This is a genomic window from Salmonella enterica subsp. arizonae, assembly GCF_008692845.1.
Classification (GTDB): Bacteria; Pseudomonadota; Gammaproteobacteria; order Enterobacterales; family Enterobacteriaceae; genus Salmonella; species Salmonella arizonae.
Window position 1 is genome coordinate 15,407 of the sequence record NZ_VXJW01000001.1, and the last position, 16,767, is coordinate 32,173.

General features: G+C 49.3%; 16 protein-coding genes and 3 pseudogenes. 11 read left to right on the forward strand and 8 right to left on the reverse strand.

Translation table 11 applies throughout. The features are described from left to right. The first annotated feature begins 10 nt into the window (after positions 1-10). Both F4V61_RS00080 and F4V61_RS00085 read left to right on the forward strand, forming a co-directional pair. Positions 11-565 carry a TorD/DmsD family molecular chaperone gene (locus tag F4V61_RS00080; RefSeq protein ID WP_038396201.1) on the forward strand — a complete coding sequence of 185 codons (555 nt, stop codon included), beginning with the start codon at positions 11-13 and terminating at the stop codon, positions 563-565. A 100-nt stretch (positions 566-665) separates the two neighbouring features. Further along, the gene (locus F4V61_RS00085; RefSeq protein ID WP_052043299.1) at positions 666-1,148 is read left to right on the forward strand and encodes a DUF1097 domain-containing protein; all 483 of its coding nucleotides are present in this window, start codon (positions 666-668) and stop codon (positions 1,146-1,148) included. A gap of 38 nt (positions 1,149-1,186) precedes the next feature. On the opposite strand, the pseudogene csgG reads toward F4V61_RS00085, so the two are convergent. From csgG to csgD, 4 genes and pseudogenes are all read right to left on the reverse strand, one after another. Then, a pseudogene (gene csgG, locus F4V61_RS00090) lies at positions 1,187-2,001 on the reverse strand (curli production assembly/transport protein CsgG). 27 nt (positions 2,002-2,028) lie between these two features. Beyond that, positions 2,029-2,444 (reverse strand): annotated as a pseudogene (csgF, locus tag F4V61_RS00095) (curli production assembly/transport protein CsgF). A 26-nt stretch (positions 2,445-2,470) separates the two neighbouring features. Further along, positions 2,471-2,860 (reverse strand): curli production assembly/transport protein CsgE, encoded by a 390-nt coding sequence (csgE, locus tag F4V61_RS00100; protein WP_079827559.1) that lies wholly within the window; start codon positions 2,858-2,860, stop codon positions 2,471-2,473. Positions 2,861-2,864: 4 nt separating this feature from the next. Beyond that, positions 2,865-3,512: pseudogene (csgD, locus tag F4V61_RS00105) on the reverse strand (biofilm master transcriptional regulator CsgD). Positions 3,513-4,250: 738 nt separating this feature from the next. On the opposite strand from csgD, the gene csgB reads away from it, so the two are divergent. The 6 genes from csgB (at position 4,251) to F4V61_RS00135 (ending at position 8,078) form a co-directional block, all read left to right on the forward strand. After that, the gene (csgB, locus tag F4V61_RS00110; protein ID WP_079799208.1) at positions 4,251-4,706 is read left to right on the forward strand and encodes a curli minor subunit CsgB; all 456 of its coding nucleotides are present in this window, start codon (positions 4,251-4,253) and stop codon (positions 4,704-4,706) included. A gap of 38 nt (positions 4,707-4,744) precedes the next feature. Beyond that, positions 4,745-5,179 carry a curli major subunit CsgA gene (gene csgA / locus F4V61_RS00115; RefSeq protein WP_079799207.1) on the forward strand — a complete coding sequence of 145 codons (435 nt, stop codon included), beginning with the start codon at positions 4,745-4,747 and terminating at the stop codon, positions 5,177-5,179. Positions 5,180-5,237: 58 nt separating this feature from the next. Then, entirely contained in the window at positions 5,238-5,564 is a 327-nt protein-coding gene (csgC, locus tag F4V61_RS00120) for a curli assembly chaperone CsgC (protein WP_058345799.1), read from the forward strand. 131 nt (positions 5,565-5,695) lie between these two features. Continuing rightward, on the forward strand, positions 5,696-6,016 hold the full coding sequence (locus tag F4V61_RS00125; RefSeq protein ID WP_000261820.1) for a hypothetical protein: 321 nt from the start codon (positions 5,696-5,698) through the stop codon (positions 6,014-6,016). Positions 6,017-6,115: 99 nt separating this feature from the next. Beyond that, positions 6,116-6,655 (forward strand): O-acetyl-ADP-ribose deacetylase, encoded by a 540-nt coding sequence (gene ymdB, locus F4V61_RS00130; RefSeq protein WP_000203937.1) that lies wholly within the window; start codon positions 6,116-6,118, stop codon positions 6,653-6,655. Further along, the gene (locus F4V61_RS00135) at positions 6,591-8,078 is read left to right on the forward strand and encodes a phospholipase D family protein (RefSeq protein ID WP_080161059.1); all 1,488 of its coding nucleotides are present in this window, start codon (positions 6,591-6,593) and stop codon (positions 8,076-8,078) included. The genes ymdB and F4V61_RS00135 overlap by 65 nt, the downstream gene beginning before the upstream one ends. 16 nt (positions 8,079-8,094) lie before the next feature. Here F4V61_RS00135 and mdoC read toward each other — a convergent pair whose 3' ends face one another. Further along, positions 8,095-9,249, reverse strand: a complete 1,155-nt coding sequence (mdoC, locus tag F4V61_RS00140; RefSeq protein WP_038396192.1) for a glucans biosynthesis protein MdoC — start codon at positions 9,247-9,249, stop codon at positions 8,095-8,097. 271 nt (positions 9,250-9,520) lie between these two features. On the opposite strand from mdoC, the gene mdoG reads away from it, so the two are divergent. From mdoG to F4V61_RS00155, 3 genes are all read left to right on the forward strand, one after another. Further along, entirely contained in the window at positions 9,521-11,056 is a 1,536-nt protein-coding gene (gene mdoG, locus F4V61_RS00145; RefSeq protein WP_072159317.1) for a glucans biosynthesis protein MdoG, read from the forward strand. Beyond that, positions 11,049-13,592 (forward strand): glucans biosynthesis glucosyltransferase MdoH, encoded by a 2,544-nt coding sequence (mdoH, locus tag F4V61_RS00150; protein WP_080161058.1) that lies wholly within the window; start codon positions 11,049-11,051, stop codon positions 13,590-13,592. The genes mdoG and mdoH overlap by 8 nt, the downstream gene beginning before the upstream one ends. 97 nt (positions 13,593-13,689) lie before the next feature. Continuing rightward, a complete protein-coding gene (locus tag F4V61_RS00155; protein WP_024131935.1) occupies positions 13,690-13,917 on the forward strand; it encodes a YceK/YidQ family lipoprotein in 228 nt (75 codons plus the stop codon). Here the strand turns inward: F4V61_RS00155 and F4V61_RS00160 are convergent, their stop codons facing one another. From F4V61_RS00160 to F4V61_RS00170, 3 genes are all read right to left on the reverse strand, one after another. Beyond that, a complete protein-coding gene (locus tag F4V61_RS00160; RefSeq protein ID WP_000180067.1) occupies positions 13,918-14,292 on the reverse strand; it encodes a MysB family protein in 375 nt (124 codons plus the stop codon). An 81-nt stretch (positions 14,293-14,373) separates the two neighbouring features. Next, the gene (gene mdtG / locus F4V61_RS00165; protein ID WP_080161057.1) at positions 14,374-15,588 is read right to left on the reverse strand and encodes a multidrug efflux MFS transporter MdtG; all 1,215 of its coding nucleotides are present in this window, start codon (positions 15,586-15,588) and stop codon (positions 14,374-14,376) included. Between the two features lie 147 nt (positions 15,589-15,735). Then, positions 15,736-16,656 carry a Kdo(2)-lipid IV(A) acyltransferase gene (locus F4V61_RS00170; RefSeq protein ID WP_058345806.1) on the reverse strand — a complete coding sequence of 307 codons (921 nt, stop codon included), beginning with the start codon at positions 16,654-16,656 and terminating at the stop codon, positions 15,736-15,738. Positions 16,657-16,767 lie beyond the last annotated feature (111 nt).

Here is a 16,767-nt window from a genome sequence, read left to right on the forward strand (position 1 = left end):
GAAGATATCAATGAATGAGTTTTCAATCCTGTGCCGTGCGCTGGGATCGTTGTATTACCGCCAACCACAGGATCCTTTACTGGTTCCGCTGTTTACATTAATCCGCGAAGGTAAGCTGGCGGCAAACTGGCCGCTGGAGCAGGATGACATGCTGGCGCGTTTACAGAAAAGCTGTGATATCACGCAGATTTCCACCGATTACAACGCGTTATTTGTCGGGGGAGAGTGCGCGGTACCGCCATACCGCAGCGCGTGGATCGAAGGCGCGGAAGAGTCTGAGGTGCGCGCTTTTTTAACGTCGCGAGGGATGCCGCTGGGCGATACGCCTGCCGATCACATTGGCACTTTATTGCTCGCTGCCTCCTGGCTGGAAGATCAGTCTGCCGAAGATGAAAGTGAAGCGCTGGAAACCTTATTTGCCGATTATTTGCTTCCCTGGTGCAATACCTTCCTTGGTAAAGTTGAAGCTCATGCCGTTACGCCATTCTGGCGCACCCTGGCGCCACTAACGCGTGATGCGATAGGGGCCATGTGGGATGAACTTCAGGAAGAAGATGAAGAATAATGTGATTTTAATCACCTTTAACTGTAACTCGTTTTATTAAATTGCATAAAATGTGTGCGCGATCTCATTAATTTGGCGCTTTTCTGCTATGATGCGCACCATGAACATACTTCTTTCTATTGCTATCACGACGGGCATCCTTTCTGGAATATGGGGATGGGTGGCCGTCTCCCTGAGCTTGCTAAGCTGGGCCGGTTTTTTAGGCTGTACGGCTTATTTCGCCTGTCCGCAGGGCGGCTTTAAGGGATTGTTGATTTCCGCCTGTACGCTGTTAAGCGGTATGGTGTGGGCGCTGGTCATTATTCACGGCAGCGCGCTGGCGCCGCATCTGGAAATTGTCAGTTACGTGTTGACGGGGATCGTGGCATTCCTGATGTGTATCCAGGCAAAGCATCTATTGCTTTCTTTTGTACCGGGAACATTTATCGGCGCCTGTGCGACATTTGCAGGACAGGGTGACTGGCGGTTGGTGTTACCGTCGCTGGCGCTGGGGCTAATCTTTGGCTATGCCATGAAAAATAGTGGGCTATGGCTGGCATCACGTCGCGAGCAACATTCAGCGCATACGGCGGTCACAAAATAAAAAAGCGAGGGGTTCTTCCCCACGCTTTTTCGTATTCATCAGGATTCTGGCGGCACTGACAGCTCACGGTATTTCACCAGAATATCATTTTGCCTGTCCGCTTTATTCTGCAAATCCCACAGTCCGCGATCGATACCATCGTTAATGAGGAAGATAACGCCGGTTTCAATGGCTGACATTAGACACAGCATCACCGGTTCGTTCGAGGTGTAGCCAATTTCGCTTTCCAGTAAGCGCTGGTAATCAATAAAACGGAACACGCCTGCCTGTACTTCATAGGAAAGGATGGTTTTACTGGTATTCACAGAAGAAAGGATCTCTCCCGTGCTGACGTTAACCACGCGCAGGTTGACAGCAATCTGATCCAGCCGATACCGAAATATCTCGCGCCAACCCCGCTGGATTTGACGTTGCTTTCATAACCAATAATAGAGCCTCCCACCATGATATTTGCCGCCGTCAGCGACTGAAGCGGAATACGATTATTCATCGCCACGGTGCCGTTTTACTGAGCTGCGCGAATGATTTTTCGTTCATTCAAAAGATTCTGTAAGCCCTGTCGTTCCAGTGGGATAAATCAGCGCGAATCTTTCAGCGCGGTAACCAACATAGCTGTTGCGCTTTGCGGCACAGTCGTGGAAAAGTTACTTGCCGGGTAAGGTTTAAATTGGCCCGTTTCATCCTGAATGTTATATACCGAAACAAAAATCTTACCGGACGGTACAGGTAAGTGCGTCAAATCTTTGTAACTTTGTGCGCGGAGCATTAATGTCGGTTTAGCCGCTTTTTTCGGCGGAGCAGTTAAGCATCAGCTCAACAATAAAACGACAACCAAAATAAGTAAGCGCGGCATGCTTTATATCCTTTAGTGACTGGTACCTTAAAAATCGGTTGACTGAGTTTGTAAACCTGACACTTCGATAGTCGAGGTTCTTCCCGTTTTTCTGTCCGTGACATTGAGCTGGAGCTGTCCGTCGCGATTCGCGATATCGATAGTAAAATCGTTGGTCACCATACGTCCTGGTTTTCCGGTATTAATATTGGTTAACAGGCCGCCCAGAATTTGTGATTGAATAGCCTGCGTAAAGTTATCCAACGCTGAGGGCGCTTCGATACCAAAATCGCCGTCATAATTGGATCTTTATATGAATTTTGTGCCTTGGCGCTATTCAATAAAAAGGACGCGTTGTTGGGATTACCGCCAAAGTTAGGATTACGGAACTGGAACGTCATATTTCCGGCCCAGGTTAATGGCGAAAAAAGCATGAGCAGAACTACTGCATGTTTAACACGCATGACAGCCTCCGGATAAAAATCATGTTTTAGAATTCATCACGCGCTAAATCACTCGTACTTAATAGTGTTTGATCTATTTGTCGGCGATTTAATGCTTCCTCTGTTTTCGCTAATGCGAAGACCACGGTTTTCTCGAAGTCTCTTTTCATTGGAAATAAAAAGGTCTGGAAAATAACGTCCTGATTTACCGTTATGGTGATCCAGTTTCCCCAACGCGCGCTGGGTCTTTCATTTATGGTCAGATTACCGGTATATTCGCTTTCCCATTTGTCGCTGAATGCACGATAGAAATCATGCCCTACCGAAGAGACGGTATGGTCGGTTAACAATCCGGGAACCTCAACGTTATTGGCATACAGGTGTCCGGTAGCGAACAGTAACTCTGCTGCTACAATCCAGGTCAGATAGCGTTTCATGGCCTTATCGCCTGAGATTATCGTTTGCCCATGAAACTGCCTGAGTACGATTCTTGACAGCTATCTTTTTGAAAAGATTATAAAGATGTGTCTTAACCGTATTCTCGTTAATAAATAGCGATCTGACGATTTCATTATTAGACGCGCCAATACGTAACTTGTTGAGGATCTCTTTTTCGCGATGGGTCAGTAACATTGACTCGGCACTTGTGTGGCGGTAATTTCCAGAATGTGTAATCAGGTAACTGGCTAATTATTGTGAAAAATAGCCTTCACCCCATAGGATACCCTGTAATCCGGTGATGAAGTGTTCATGGTCTTCGGCGGCGTAAACACGCCGTTAATATGAGGCCAGTTTTCAATTTCGCGGTAGGGATAATCGTCAGAGGTATTTAACAATAATGTTTTTATGTTATTGTTTTTTGTCTCAAATTATCCTGCCAATAGTGGATAAGCTTCTTATCCGCTTCCATCATATCCATTAAAACAATGCAACCAGCAGAGATATCTTCCAGAGTACGTTGAATATTATGCAGTTTTCCGGTTAAGGTCAGCGATTGTTTTAAATGTTGCAATAATGCCGTGGCTTGCAGAGATGGCTTTGTGATCATAATAGAGTATGACCATGACTACTATGGACTTCATTAAACATGATTAAACTCCACTTTTTTTAATCGCACATCTGACAGTTGCCCCATAAAATAAAGGCTACAGAAGTACTGGCAGATGTTGCACTGCTGTGGGTTGAAATAGCCCATCATCAAGAAGAGAAAATACTTTTAACTGTTTTCAATCTAGTCATTACAAATCTTAAAGCAACTGTTAAATATATAATAAAATGTAAAAATATATATTGAGATGTTGTTTTGAGTTTTATTGAAGTTTAGATTAGATAGTAAAGTTGTACACTTTGCTGTTATTGCATAAATTTAAAAAATCATACGAATTATAATAATTTATTGATTTAAATGATTTTTATTGTTTTAAACCATGTCCTTGCTTTTTTTTCTTAAATTTTGAGATGCCGCATTAACCAGGACAATAAAAACGAAAAAACGAATTGTGTCACGTCTTGTACGTATTTCCCTCATGGGAAAGCGTAAGAACACTTTCATGGCGATGTAACGCACAACAGCACCTCATTTTTTGCTTCGCGACAAGCTAGCTTCTGTGGACAGAAATTAATGGTAAATAATCACGTAAATATCGTTTTATTAGCACTTTGGTATAAGCTTAAATAACAAAATACCACTCGTGTGTGAGTTATTAAAAATGTTTCCACGGGCATACTCTTTATCGTGGCGATGCGTTAGCAAAAAACGCATACCGATAACAATTTGTAGTGCAATAAATAATTTTTGCTATATACGACCAGGTCCAGGGAGACAGCATGAAAAACAAATTATTATTTATAATGTTGACAATACTGGGGGCGCCAGGGATTGCAATCGCAACAAATTATGATCTGGCTCGCTCAGAATATAATTTTGCGGTAAATGAATTAAGTAAGACTTCATTTAATCAGGCAGCTATTATTGGCCAGGTCGGCGCGGATAATAGTGCCAGCGTACGCCAGGACGGTTCAAAGCTATTGTCCGTTATTTCACAAGAAGGGAGAAATAACCGGGCGAGAGTCGACCAGGCAGGGAATGATAACTTTGCATATATTGAACGAACGGGCAATGCCAACGATGCCAGTATATCGCAAAGCGCTTACGGTTATAGTGCGGCTATTATCCAGAAAGGTTCTGGAAATAAAGCCAATATTACCCAACATGGTACGCAGAAAACAGCTGTTGTAGTGCAGAAACAGTCGCATATGGCTATTCGCGTAACTCAACGCTAATACCTTGACGACTTTTAAATCAATCCGATGGGGGTACCATGAAACTTTTAAAAGTGGCAGCATTCGCAGCAATCGTGGTTTCTGGCAGTGCTCTAGCAGGTGTAGTTCCACAATGGGGCGGCGGCAATAGTTCCGGCCCGGACTCCACATTGAGCATCTATCAGTACGGCTCTGCTAACGCTGCGCTTGCTCTGCAAAGCGATGTCCGTAAATCTGAAACGACCATTAGCCAAAGCGGTTATGGCAACGGCGCTGATGTAGGCCAGGGAGCAGATAATAGTACCATTGAACTGACGCAGAATGGTTTCAGAAACAACGCCACCATCGACCAGTGGAACGCTAAAAACTCTGATATCACTGTCAGCCAGTACGGCGGTAATAACGCCGCGCTGCTTAATCAGACCGCATCTGACTCCGACGTAATGGTACGTCAGGTTGGCTTTGGCAACAACGCCACGGCTCACCAGTATTAATTTAGCGTCTGCGCTAATAAAAACAGGGCGTAAGCCCTGTTTTTTTCGGGAGGAAATTATGCATACCTTATTGCTCCTTGCCGCACTTTCAAATCAGATTACTTTTATCACGACCCAGCAAGGCGATATTTACACGGTGATCCCTCAGGTAATACTAAGTGAGCCCTGCGTCTGTCAGGTACAAATTCTCTCTGTGCGTAACGGGACCGGGGGGCAAAGCCATACACAGCAAAAACAAACGCTATCGTTACCCGCTAATCAACCGATTGAGTTGTCCCGCCTTAGTGTAAATATATCTTCAGAGGACTCGGTTAAAATTATTCTCACTGTTTCGAACGGACAATCGCTGCATTTATCACAACAATGGCCGTCTTCTGCACGATAGTTTTTTGATATTGGCGAAAATAGATTGGCTGGCCTATGTATAAAGAGGCGACAAAAGCATTTCATCGTCCCGGCATGATGCTAAAGGGTAACGCCACCCCCTTGAGGATGATTAATTATTGAGGAGTTAACATGGTCGTAACAAAGAAAAATATCCCTGGAGTAAGCCTGTGCATCTGCGCTTTTTTTATCCATTCTGCGATGGGGCAACAAACGGTACAGGGCGGCGTTATTCACTTTCGCGGCGCTATTGTTGAGCCACTGTGCGATATTTATACTCACGGCGAAAATATTGACTTAACCTGTTTACGTGAAGGTAAAAAGCATGTGCACAGGATTGACCTTCGGCAGACCCCTGCATTACCGCGGGATATTCAGTCCATTGCGACAGTACGGCTTCATTATCTCAATGCGCAAAAAAACCTGGCCGTTATGAATATTGAATACCGTTAACGGCTGCGATATAGGTATAGCCTGCCGGTATTAAAAAAAGCGTTTATGTTTAAACCCCTGCTGTACACTTTGCAGATAAGGTGAGACAAAGGGGGGATTATGACATCACGTCTTCAGGTCATACAGGGTGATATTACTCAACTTAGCGTCGATGCGATTGTGAATGCCGCTAACGCGTCATTAATGGGAGGCGGCGGCGTAGACGGCGCTATTCATCGCGCTGCAGGCCCGGCATTGCTGGACGCCTGTAAAAAAATCCGCCGGCAACAGGGTGAATGTCCGACAGGACATGCTGTTATCACGCCTGCTGGCAAGCTTTCTGCAAAGGCGGTTATTCATACAGTGGGGCCCGTCTGGCGAGGCGGCGAGCACCAGGAGGCCGAGTTACTCGAAGAGGCATACCGGAATTGTTTGCTGCTTGCCGAGGCGAATCGCTACCGTTCTATCGCTTTTCCGGCAATCAGTTGTGGCGTTTATGGTTATCCACGCGCCCAGGCCGCTGAAATCGCCGTCAGGACGGTTTCAGATTTTATTACCCGTTACGCTCTGCCTGAACAGGTATACTTTGTCTGTTATGATGAAGAAACTGCCCGGCTTTACGCACGATTACTTACTCAGCAAGGCGACGACCCCGCCTGATAAAACACGCCTGCAGCGTGCCGTTGAACCGTTATGCGCGCGTCATCCCGGCGAGTGCGGCATTCTCGCTCTGGATAACAGTCTGGACGCTTTTGCCGCTCGCTACCGTCTGACCGAAATGGCGGAGCGGACGCTGGACGTCCAGTATTATATCTGGGAAGACGATATGTCCGGGCGGCTGCTCTTTGCGGTGCTGCTGTCGGCGGCGAAACGCGGCGTTCATGTTCGTTTGTTGCTGGATGATAACAACACCCCCGGTCTGGATGATACGTTGCGGTTGTTGGACAGCCATCCCAACATCGAAGTTCGTCTGTTTAATCCTTTCTCTTTTCGTACGCTACGCGCACTGGGGTATTTGACGGATTTTGCGCGGCTTAATCGGCGAATGCACAATAAAAGTTACACTGCCGACGGCGTTGTGACGCTGGTCGGCGGGCGTAACATCGGCGATGCTTATTTCGGCGCTGGCGAGGAGCCGCTATTTTCCGATCTGGACGTGATGGCGATTGGTCCTGTGGTCAACGATGTCGCCAATGATTTTGAAAGGTACTGGCGCTGTAGTTCAGTGTCAACATTGCAGCAAGTGTTATCCCTTTCTGAGCAGGAACTGACGCAGCGTATCGAACTTCCCGACTCTTGGTATAACGATGAGATCACCCGCCGCTATCTGCATAAGCTGGAAACCAGCCAGTTTATGGCGGATCTCGATCGCGGAACATTGCCGCTGATTTGGGCAAAAACACGCTTACTTAGCGATGACCCTTCTAAAGGCGAGGGGAAGGCGCAGCGCCATTCGCTTCTTCCGCAGCGATTATTTGACGTGATGGGGTCGCCGACGGAGCGTATCGACATTATTTCCGCTTACTTTGTCCCTACGCGCGCAGGCGTGGCGCAGTTGCTTAATCTGGTCAGGAAGGGCGTGAAGATCGCCATCTTAACTAACTCTCTGGCGGCCAACGATGTGGCGGTCGTTCACGCAGGGTACGCGCGCTGGCGAAAGAAATTACTGCGCTATGGCGTGGAGCTCTACGAACTAAAACCGACCCGCGAACATGAAACCGCCGTACATGATCGCGGACTCACCGGGAACTCAGGTTCCAGCTTACATGCTAAAACGTTCAGTATTGATGGTAGTAAGGTGTTTATCGGGTCGCTTAATTTTGATCCCCGTTCAACGCTTTTAAATACCGAAATGGGCTTTGTGATTGAAAGTGAAACGCTGGCGACGCTCATCCATAAGCGCTTCACGCAGAGCCAACGCGATGCGGCCTGGCAACTGCGACTGGATCGCTGGGGCCGAATTAACTGGATCGATCGTCAGCAAGAAGAGGAAAAGGTGTTAAAGAAAGAACCCGCTACGCGTTTCTGGCAGCGAGTTCTGGTTCGGTTGGCGGCAATTTTGCCTGTTGAATGGCTGCTTTGAACCCGCGCGCGGAAAACTACCCGATCGCGGCGCGATTTTCTCGTTTTACCGGCGGTTTACCTGAAAAGAGAAATTTCAGGAGCGGTATGCGTAAATGAATTTCGTACAGAATTAACGCAATACCAATGACAAATATTAGCCCGCATAAAAAACCGATCAGGTTGGAAGAGATAAGCGGTGTAATATAGGCGCCAAAGAAAAGCGTTAAGGGGTGATGCACCAGATAGATAAACAGCGAAGCATTAACGAAATAGGTGACACGCGCGGACTGGAAGTTTAACAAGCGATGCCCCAGTGAAAATACTACGTTCACCATCCACAGCCCCATTACCATCGTAATCACGGATTCGGTTTCGTACATCCAGGCGTCGCCGCTCCCATAACGTTGATTCAGCAGATACGCGATAAACGCAACGGCAGCGCCTAAAGTGCATCCGCGTGAGGGCGTGGTGAAGCGCGCTTTCAACTCGGGGTGAATGAAGGCTAACGCGCCGAGAATAAAAAAAGGCGCATAAAATAGCGTTTGCATCACAACAAAATTGAACATGCCGTCACTGAGGATTGCCGGATATACGATGAAAATAATGCGCCTGATAGCGGCGTAAGCCATCCCCAGCAGGAAAAAAATAAGCGAAAGTTTGGCCAGTGAAATAGCGGCGGGACGAGGTTTGCTTGTTTTCTGCCTTTTTTGGAACCAGGTAAAAATTCCGATACTGACTGTGGTTAATATCACCAGTACCAGTAAAAACCATAGATGTGAAATGAGCTCCCACGCTAGCGTATTGTATTTTTCATAGGCAGAGAGCATATGCCAGTTCTCTGTTTTTCCTTTGACAAATTGCAACATGATAAATTGCGGCAAGGTAAGCAAAGGGATCGCGGTAAGCATGGGGATACCCACACGTTCTACTCGTACTTTCCACCAACGTTTTAACGGGTAACGCAAAAATAGCATGTACGAAAAATAACCGGAAATAACAAAAAACACCTGCATTCGAAAAGCGTGGATAAAATCGTTAAACAGGGTTAGCCACCACGATGGCGCGGCGCTATTGACATGCCAACTGTGAGTGGAATAGATCAACGAGATATGAAAGGGAATCCCTAACAACATCAGCCATGCGCGGATAGAGTCAAGAAAATATTCACGCGGCGCGGGTACAGAGCTCATATAAGGTCACGTATTCTCAGATTTTTCACCTTATCCATAAGGCGAATTATGGTTACATTCGGTGGCAACCCTACACCAACTCCGACAACCTGTCTCCAGGATAAGCACGCAAAGTGAAAACAGGCGTGGGAGGTGCTTAATCCATGAGCCAGCGCGCTGAACAAAGCCTGTATTCAGTTGTCGTAATGCCTGATTATCCATTAAAATGGATCGGATCGATATAAGCACACAAAGGGGGAAGTGCTTACTTATTATGAAACATAAACGACAAATGATGAAAATGCGTTGGTTGGGCGCAGCTGTTATGTTAACGCTCTACGCATCATCAAGCTGGGCGTTCAGTATTGATGATGTGGCAAAAAAAGCTCAATCTTTAGCCGGGAAAGGCTATGAGGCGCCTAAAAGCAACTTGCCCTCCGTTTTCCGCGACATGAAATATGCGGATTATCAGCAGATCCAGTTTAACAGCGACAAAGCCTACTGGAACAACTTAAAGACCCCATTCAAGCTCGAATTTTACCATCAGGGGATGTACTTCGATACGCCGGTTAAGATCAACGAAGTGACGGCGACGACAGTCAAAAGAATCAAATACAGCCCGGATTACTTCAATTTCGGCAATGTCCAGCATGATAAAGACACGGTAAAAGATCTGGGCTTCGCCGGGTTCAAAATCCTGTACCCCATCAACAGTAAAGATAAGAACGACGAAATCGTCAGTATGCTTGGTGCCAGTTATTTCCGCGTTATCGGCGCAGGCCAGGTTTATGGCTTATCTGCACGCGGCCTGGCGATTGATACCGCCCTGCCGTCTGGTGAAGAGTTTCCCCGCTTTCGCGAGTTCTGGATTGAGCGTCCAAAACCAACAGATAAGCGTTTGACCGTCTATGCATTACTGGATTCTCCGCGCGCGACTGGCGCCTACCGTTTTGTGATCATTCCTGGCCGCGATACCGTAGTGGACGTGCAGTCAAAAGTCTATCTGCGTGACAAAGTGGGCAAGCTAGGCGTTGCGCCATTAACCAGTATGTTCCTGTTTGGGCCAAATCAGCCGTCGCCGACGACCAACTATCGTCCGGAACTGCATGACTCCAATGGCTTGTCAATTCATGCGGGTAATGGGGAGTGGATTTGGCGTCCGCTGAATAATCCAAAACACCTCGCCGTGAGCAGTTATGCGATGGAGAATCCTCAGGGATTCGGTCTGTTGCAGCGTGGCCGAGAGTTTTCGCGCTTTGAGGATTTAGACGATCGCTACGACCTGCGGCCAAGCGCCTGGATTACCCCGAAAGGCGACTGGGGCAAAGGTAAGGTGGAGCTGGTTGAAATTCCGACTAATGATGAAACAAACGATAACATCGTCGCTTACTGGACTCCGGATCAGTTGCCGGAACCGGGTAAAGAGATGAACTTCAAATACACTCTGACCTTCAGCCGCGATGAAGATAAACTCCATGCGCCGGATAATGCCTGGGTACTGCAGACGCGCCGCTCAACCGGCGATGTTAAACAGTCGAACCTGATTCGCCAGCCTGACGGCACTATCGCCTTCGTGGTGGATTTCGTCGGCACCGACATGAAAAAACTGCCGCCGGATACGCCTGTCGCTGCGCAAACCAGCATTGGCGATAACGGCGAAATCGTTGACAGTAATGTACGCTATAACCCGGTCACTAAAGGCTGGCGTTTAATGCTGCGCGTGAAAGTCAAAGACGCGAAGAAAACCACGGAAATGCGTGCCGCATTGGTGAATGCCGATCAGACGCTAAGTGAAACCTGGAGCTACCAGTTACCTGCCAATGAATAAAACAACTGAGTACATTGACGCACTGCTGCTTTCTGAACGTGAGAAAGCGGCGTTGCCGAAAACTGACATCCGCGCCGTGCATCAGGCGCTGGATGCTGAGCATCGGACTTACTCGCGAGAAGACGATTCACCGCTGGGTTCCGTAAAAGCCCGCCTTGAACACGCCTGGCCAGATTCATTGGCGCAGGGGCAGTTAATTAAAGATGGTGAAGGGCGCGATCATCTGCAGGCGATGCCAAAAGCGACACGCTCTTCGATGTTTCCCGATCCCTGGCGAACCAACCCGATTGGCCGTTTCTGGGATCGCCTGCGCGGACGGGATGTCACGCCGCGCTATGTTTCTCGTTTGACAAAAGAAGAGCAGGCGAACGAGCAAAAATGGCGTACTGTCGGCACGATACGCCGCTATATTCTGTTGATTCTGACGCTGGCGCAAACGGTCATCGCGACATGGTATATGAAAACCATTCTGCCTTATCAGGGATGGGCGCTGATCAATCCTATGGATATGGTGGGGCAGGATATTTGGGTCTCCTTTATGCAGCTCCTGCCCTACGTGTTGCAAACCGGTATCCTCATCTTGTTTGCCGTGCTGTTTTGCTGGGTGTCAGCCGGATTCTGGACGGCGTTGATGGGATTCTTGCAACTGCTTATCGGGCGCGATAAGTACAGTATCTCCGCGTCTACGGTAGGCGATGAACCCCTCAATCCGGAACACCGGACGGCGCTGATCATGCCTATCTGTAATGAAGATGTTAGCCGCGTTTTCGCCGGTCTGCGAGCGACCTGGGAGTCCGTTAAGGCGACGGGCAACGCCGCGCATTTCGACGTCTATATCCTCAGCGACAGTTATAACCCGGATATCTGCGTAGCGGAGCAAAAGGCGTGGATGGAGCTTATCGCGGAAGTGCAGGGCGAAGGTCAAATTTTTTACCGCCGCCGTCGTCGTCGCATGAAACGCAAAAGCGGTAATATTGACGATTTTTGCCGTCGCTGGGGCAATCAGTACAGCTATATGGTGGTGCTGGATGCGGACTCGGTGATGAGCGGCGAGTGTCTGAGCGGCTTGGTGCGCCTGATGGAGGCGAACCCAAACGCCGGGATTATCCAGTCCTCGCCGAAAGCATCGGGGATGGATACATTGTATGCCCGTTGCCAGCAGTTTGCGACCCGTGTCTATGGGCCGCTGTTTACCGCCGGGCTGCACTTCTGGCAGTTGGGAGAGTCGCACTACTGGGGGCACAATGCCATTATCCGCGTAAAGCCGTTTATTGAGCACTGCGCTCTGGCGCCGCTGCCGGGAGAGGGGGCGTTCGCCGGATCGATTCTTTCCCACGACTTTGTAGAGGCTGCGTTGATGCGTCGGGCAGGGTGGGGCGTCTGGATCGCCTACGATCTGCCCGGTTCCTATGAAGAGTTGCCGCCAAACCTGCTTGATGAGCTTAAGCGCGACCGTCGCTGGTGTCATGGCAACCTGATGAATTTCCGTCTGTTCCTGGTGAAAGGGATGCATCCGGTGCATCGCGCTGTGTTCCTGACGGGGGTGATGTCATATCTGTCCGCGCCGTTATGGTTTATGTTTCTCGCGCTTTCTACCGCTCTGCAAATCGTTCATGCGTTAACGGAGCCGCAATATTTCCTTCAGCCGCGCCAGCTTTTTCCTGTCTGGCCGCAGTGGCGTCCGGAACTGGCAATCGCGCTATTCGCATCAACGATGGTGCTGCTGTTCCTGCCGAAGCTGCTCAGTATTATGCTGATCTGGTGCAAAGGCACTAAAGAATACGGCGGTTTCTGGCGCGTCACGCTGTCGCTATTGCTGGAAGTATTGTTCTCCGTGTTGCTGGCGCCGGTGCGTATGCTGTTTCATACGGTATTTGTAGTCAGCGCGTTTCTCGGCTGGGAAGTGGTCTGGAACTCACCGCAACGTGACGACGATTCTACGCCGTGGGGAGAAGCCTTTATGCGTCACGGCTCTCAACTGCTGCTGGGGCTGGTCTGGGCGGTAGGTATGGCGTGGCTGGATTTACGCTTTCTGTTCTGGCTGGCGCCGATTGTTTTTTCGCTGATTCTGTCGCCATTCGTCTCGGTGATCTCCAGTCGTTCAACGGTAGGATTGCGCACCAAACGCTGGAAACTGTTCCTGATCCCGGAAGAGTATTCGCCGCCTCAGGTGTTGGTCGATACCGATAAATATCTGGAGATGAATCGCCGCCGTATTCTGGACGATGGCTTTATGCATGCGGTATTTAACCCGTCGCTTAACTCGCTGGCCACCGCTATGGCCACCGCGCGTCACCGCGCCAGTAAGGTGCTGGAAATAGCCCGCGATCGTCATGTGGAGCAGGCGCTAAACGAAACTCCGGAGAAACTAAACCGCGATCGTCGCCTGGTTCTGCTCAGCGATCCGGTGACGATGGCGCGTTTACATTATCGGGTCTGGAATGCGCCAGAGAGATACTCTTCCTGGGTAAACCATTATCAGTCTCTTGTCCTGAATCCGCAGGCGTTGCAGGGGCGAACATCGTCAGCGGGATAAGGTATTCAGGTCTGATGGCACTGCGCTTATCAGATGTGGAGTAATGTGAAAAATACCGGCCTGGCGCCGGTATTTTTATACAGAAATGAGGTATCTGATGCGTATATTCATGGTGAGCATAATGGTGATTACCCTGAGCGGCTGCGGCAGTATTATCAGCAGAACGGTTCCCGGACAGGGACACGGCAACCAGTATTATCCTGGCGTACAGTGGGATATGCGTGATTCCGCGTGGCGCTATATCACTATCCTCGATCTGCCCTTTTCACTGCTTTTCGATACGCTGCTACTACCGCTGGATATCCAGCACGGGCCTTATAAGTAATTAACGCTCATCCCATTCGTCCGCCGCGGTACGACCTTCCTCGGTATCGAGTGGGGGTTCAAGCTGGAATTCCCCTTCATCCCATTCATGTAATGTATTCTCTTCCTGCCATTCCTGGCGGATTTCTATCTCATCATAATCACCGTCAAACACGCTTTGCGCGGCTTCACCACTCAGCATCGGCAGACATTCTCCATCCTCACCTTCATCGGCGAAAAATTCGACCTGCCACATGATGTCCCCATCCTGTAGTACATATTTCTGAACGTTGAACTGCTGCACATTCGCTTCATCTTGTTCGAGGCCAGGATTATCAGCCAGAAATTCTTCACGGGCTGCGTCAATAGCTTCTTCCAGCGTGGCATACATGGTCATCAGTGTCTCCCTTTGATTTGATGAGGTATTGAGGGAAAGAATAGCTGATTCTGCGATATTGCAAGTATGAAAGCGCAAAAATCATTCTGTTGCCAGTCTGCGCCGTTGTAAGCTATTCCATGAATAGATAGCATTGAACAACACGACGCCTGCCGTGACGCAGAATACGGCGCGGAAGCCATAGCTCGCGGAAATTGCGGCGCCCATTAAAGGGCCGGTGACGTTGCCGATATCGCGGAAAGATTGGTTGTAACTGAATATGCGCCCGGCTATTTGGTTGGTAGAGTTGTAAACCAGCAGGGTTTGTACGGCTGGCAGTAACGCGCCATCTGCCGCGCCAAGCAGAAACCGCAATAGCGCGAGCTGCCACGGCGTTTGCACAAAAGACATTGGAATCAGCAGCAGTACGGAAATAATCAGCGCGACGATAAGGATTTTTTCCGGGCCAATTCTGTCGCCGAGCTTACCGAGTCGGGGAGCGCTAAGTAATGCCGCCACGCCGGGAACGGACGCTATCATCCCGCTAATGAACGCAATATTACTGACATTTCCCGCGAGTTCACGCACATAGAGCGTCAGGATGGGCGCTATAGAGCCGGTCGCCACCTGAATAATCAGCGTGGTGACAAACAGGCTTAACACCAGGCGGGGATTTTTTAGCGAGGTGACCACTTCCCGAACGTGAAGCATCTCTTTTTTGCTCACCGGCTGGAAATTCTCGCGAATAAAAAAGAAGGTGAGCAGAAAACAGATAAACAAAACGCTGGCGGTAATAAAAAAGACCGGGCGAAGGCCGTAATGGTCGGCGAGCAGACCACCCGCAAGCGGGCCAAGCAGAGCGCCGCTGACGCCGCCAGTAGAGAGCGTCCCTAACGCCCAGCCGCTTTTGTTGCGCGGTACCTGAGTGGCGATCAGCGCATTGGCGTTGGGAATAAATCCGCCCAGCAGGCCTAATAACGCGCGGAGGATCAGAAACTGCCAGATATTTTGCGCCATGCCCATTAACAGCATCACAATGGCCATGCCGAGAGCGGAGCGCAACAGCATGATTTTACGCCCCTTACGATCCGCCAGTCCGCCCCAAAACGGGGACGCGATAGCTGAAAAGAGGAACGTAATGCTAAAGACCAGTCCTGACCACATATTCAGCGCGCTATGGCCTGTTACGCCGAGTTGTTCAACGTAGAGGGGGAGAAAAGGCATGACCAGGCTGAATGCCGCGCCAGTTAAAAAGCAGCCCAGCCAGGTAACGGTAAGATTGCGTTTCCAGTTTATAGGGACATCAGAAGGTGACATAGCGTTCCACGGTATGATGCGCTGTTGGCGCTATCATTAATTTAATTATGAGCACGCTAATTATGCGCCGACCTTACCAGCCTCGCAATGTGGGGAGCTTTTAAAGCAAAAAAGGGGAGAGAGTGCAGCCTGACGGCTGCAATCCTGTCAATAGCGCGACGGTACGCCTTCAGGGCGAGTTTTAAAGCGGCGATGCAGCCACATATACTGCTCTGGCGCCATCATAATGCACTGCTCAACAATCTTATTCATCCAAGCGGCAGTCGCTTCTGCGCTCTCCAGAGGAGGCGAATATTCCGCAGGAAGAATGATCAGTTCGTAGCCTTTCCCATCGGGTTTACGGCGAGGCACGAAGGGGATAATACAGGCTTTAGACATGCGCGCGAGCATCCAGGTACCGGAGGTCGTGGCGGCCTGATCGACGGCAAATAACGGTACAAAGACGCTGGCGCGTGGGCCATAATCGTGATCCGGCGCATACCAGATCAATTCGCCGCTTTTCAATGCCTTAACCATGCCTTTCAGATCTTTGCGATCCAACATTGACTTATTGGAGCGTAAACGTCCCCAGGTCTGTAACCAGTCGAGCAACGGATTATCATTCGGGCGATAAACCCCGATACCCGGATTATGCATACCAAACATACGTGCGCCGAATTCAAGGGTAAGGAAATGTATTCCTACCAGAATGAACCCGAGCCCCTGCGCCTTAACTTCACGGATATACTCTAGACCACTCGCTTCCATCCAGCGGGTCACTCGCCGATCGGGCCAGAACCAGGCCATGCCGGTTTCCATCACGCCCATGCCGACGGATTCAAAGTTTTTGACCACCATGGTGTGGCGTTCCTGCGCGCTCATTTCCGGAAAGCATAATTCAAGGTTGCGATAGGCGATTTTCGCGCGGCGCTTCATTACGCGTCGCGCCAGGTGGCCCAATGTGCAACCCAATTTATAGATGACCGGGTAGGGGAGTTGCACGACCAACCAAAGCGTGCCTATACCCAACCAGGTTAACCAATAACGTGGATGCAGTAAGGCCAAAGAGAATTTAGGCAAATTCGTCATTTCGATCCTGTATTTCAACGAACAATTCCCCGTATTCTCGCATCTTTTTGCGTTGAGCAAAAATATGTATCAGGGGAGTGCCGATTAAATCGACAATTGTTGTTAATTATT

What these genes read in the sequence shown, in the direction of transcription:
- F4V61_RS00160 (WP_000180067.1), bottom strand. Translation starts at nt 14,292, where the DNA reads ATGACCATGTATGCCACGCTGGAAGAAGCTATTGACGCAGCCCGTGAA.
- F4V61_RS00085 (WP_052043299.1), top strand. Translation starts at nt 666, where the DNA reads ATGAACATACTTCTTTCTATTGCTATCACGACGGGCATCCTTTCTGGA.
- csgC (WP_058345799.1), top strand. Translation starts at nt 5,238, where the DNA reads ATGCATACCTTATTGCTCCTTGCCGCACTTTCAAATCAGATTACTTTT.
- mdoG (WP_072159317.1), top strand. Translation starts at nt 9,521, where the DNA reads ATGATGAAAATGCGTTGGTTGGGCGCAGCTGTTATGTTAACGCTCTAC.
- mdtG (WP_080161057.1), bottom strand. Translation starts at nt 15,588, where the DNA reads ATGTCACCTTCTGATGTCCCTATAAACTGGAAACGCAATCTTACCGTT.
- csgB (WP_079799208.1), top strand. Translation starts at nt 4,251, where the DNA reads ATGAAAAACAAATTATTATTTATAATGTTGACAATACTGGGGGCGCCA.
- F4V61_RS00125 (WP_000261820.1), top strand. Translation starts at nt 5,696, where the DNA reads ATGGTCGTAACAAAGAAAAATATCCCTGGAGTAAGCCTGTGCATCTGC.
- F4V61_RS00135 (WP_080161059.1), top strand. Translation starts at nt 6,591, where the DNA reads ATGATGAAGAAACTGCCCGGCTTTACGCACGATTACTTACTCAGCAAG.
- F4V61_RS00080 (WP_038396201.1), top strand. Translation starts at nt 11, where the DNA reads ATGAATGAGTTTTCAATCCTGTGCCGTGCGCTGGGATCGTTGTATTAC.
- F4V61_RS00170 (WP_058345806.1), bottom strand. Translation starts at nt 16,656, where the DNA reads ATGACGAATTTGCCTAAATTCTCTTTGGCCTTACTGCATCCACGTTAT.
- mdoC (WP_038396192.1), bottom strand. Translation starts at nt 9,249, where the DNA reads ATGAGCTCTGTACCCGCGCCGCGTGAATATTTTCTTGACTCTATCCGC.
- mdoH (WP_080161058.1), top strand. Translation starts at nt 11,049, where the DNA reads ATGAATAAAACAACTGAGTACATTGACGCACTGCTGCTTTCTGAACGT.
- csgA (WP_079799207.1), top strand. Translation starts at nt 4,745, where the DNA reads ATGAAACTTTTAAAAGTGGCAGCATTCGCAGCAATCGTGGTTTCTGGC.
- csgE (WP_079827559.1), bottom strand. Translation starts at nt 2,860, where the DNA reads ATGAAACGCTATCTGACCTGGATTGTAGCAGCAGAGTTACTGTTCGCT.
- ymdB (WP_000203937.1), top strand. Translation starts at nt 6,116, where the DNA reads ATGACATCACGTCTTCAGGTCATACAGGGTGATATTACTCAACTTAGC.
- F4V61_RS00155 (WP_024131935.1), top strand. Translation starts at nt 13,690, where the DNA reads ATGCGTATATTCATGGTGAGCATAATGGTGATTACCCTGAGCGGCTGC.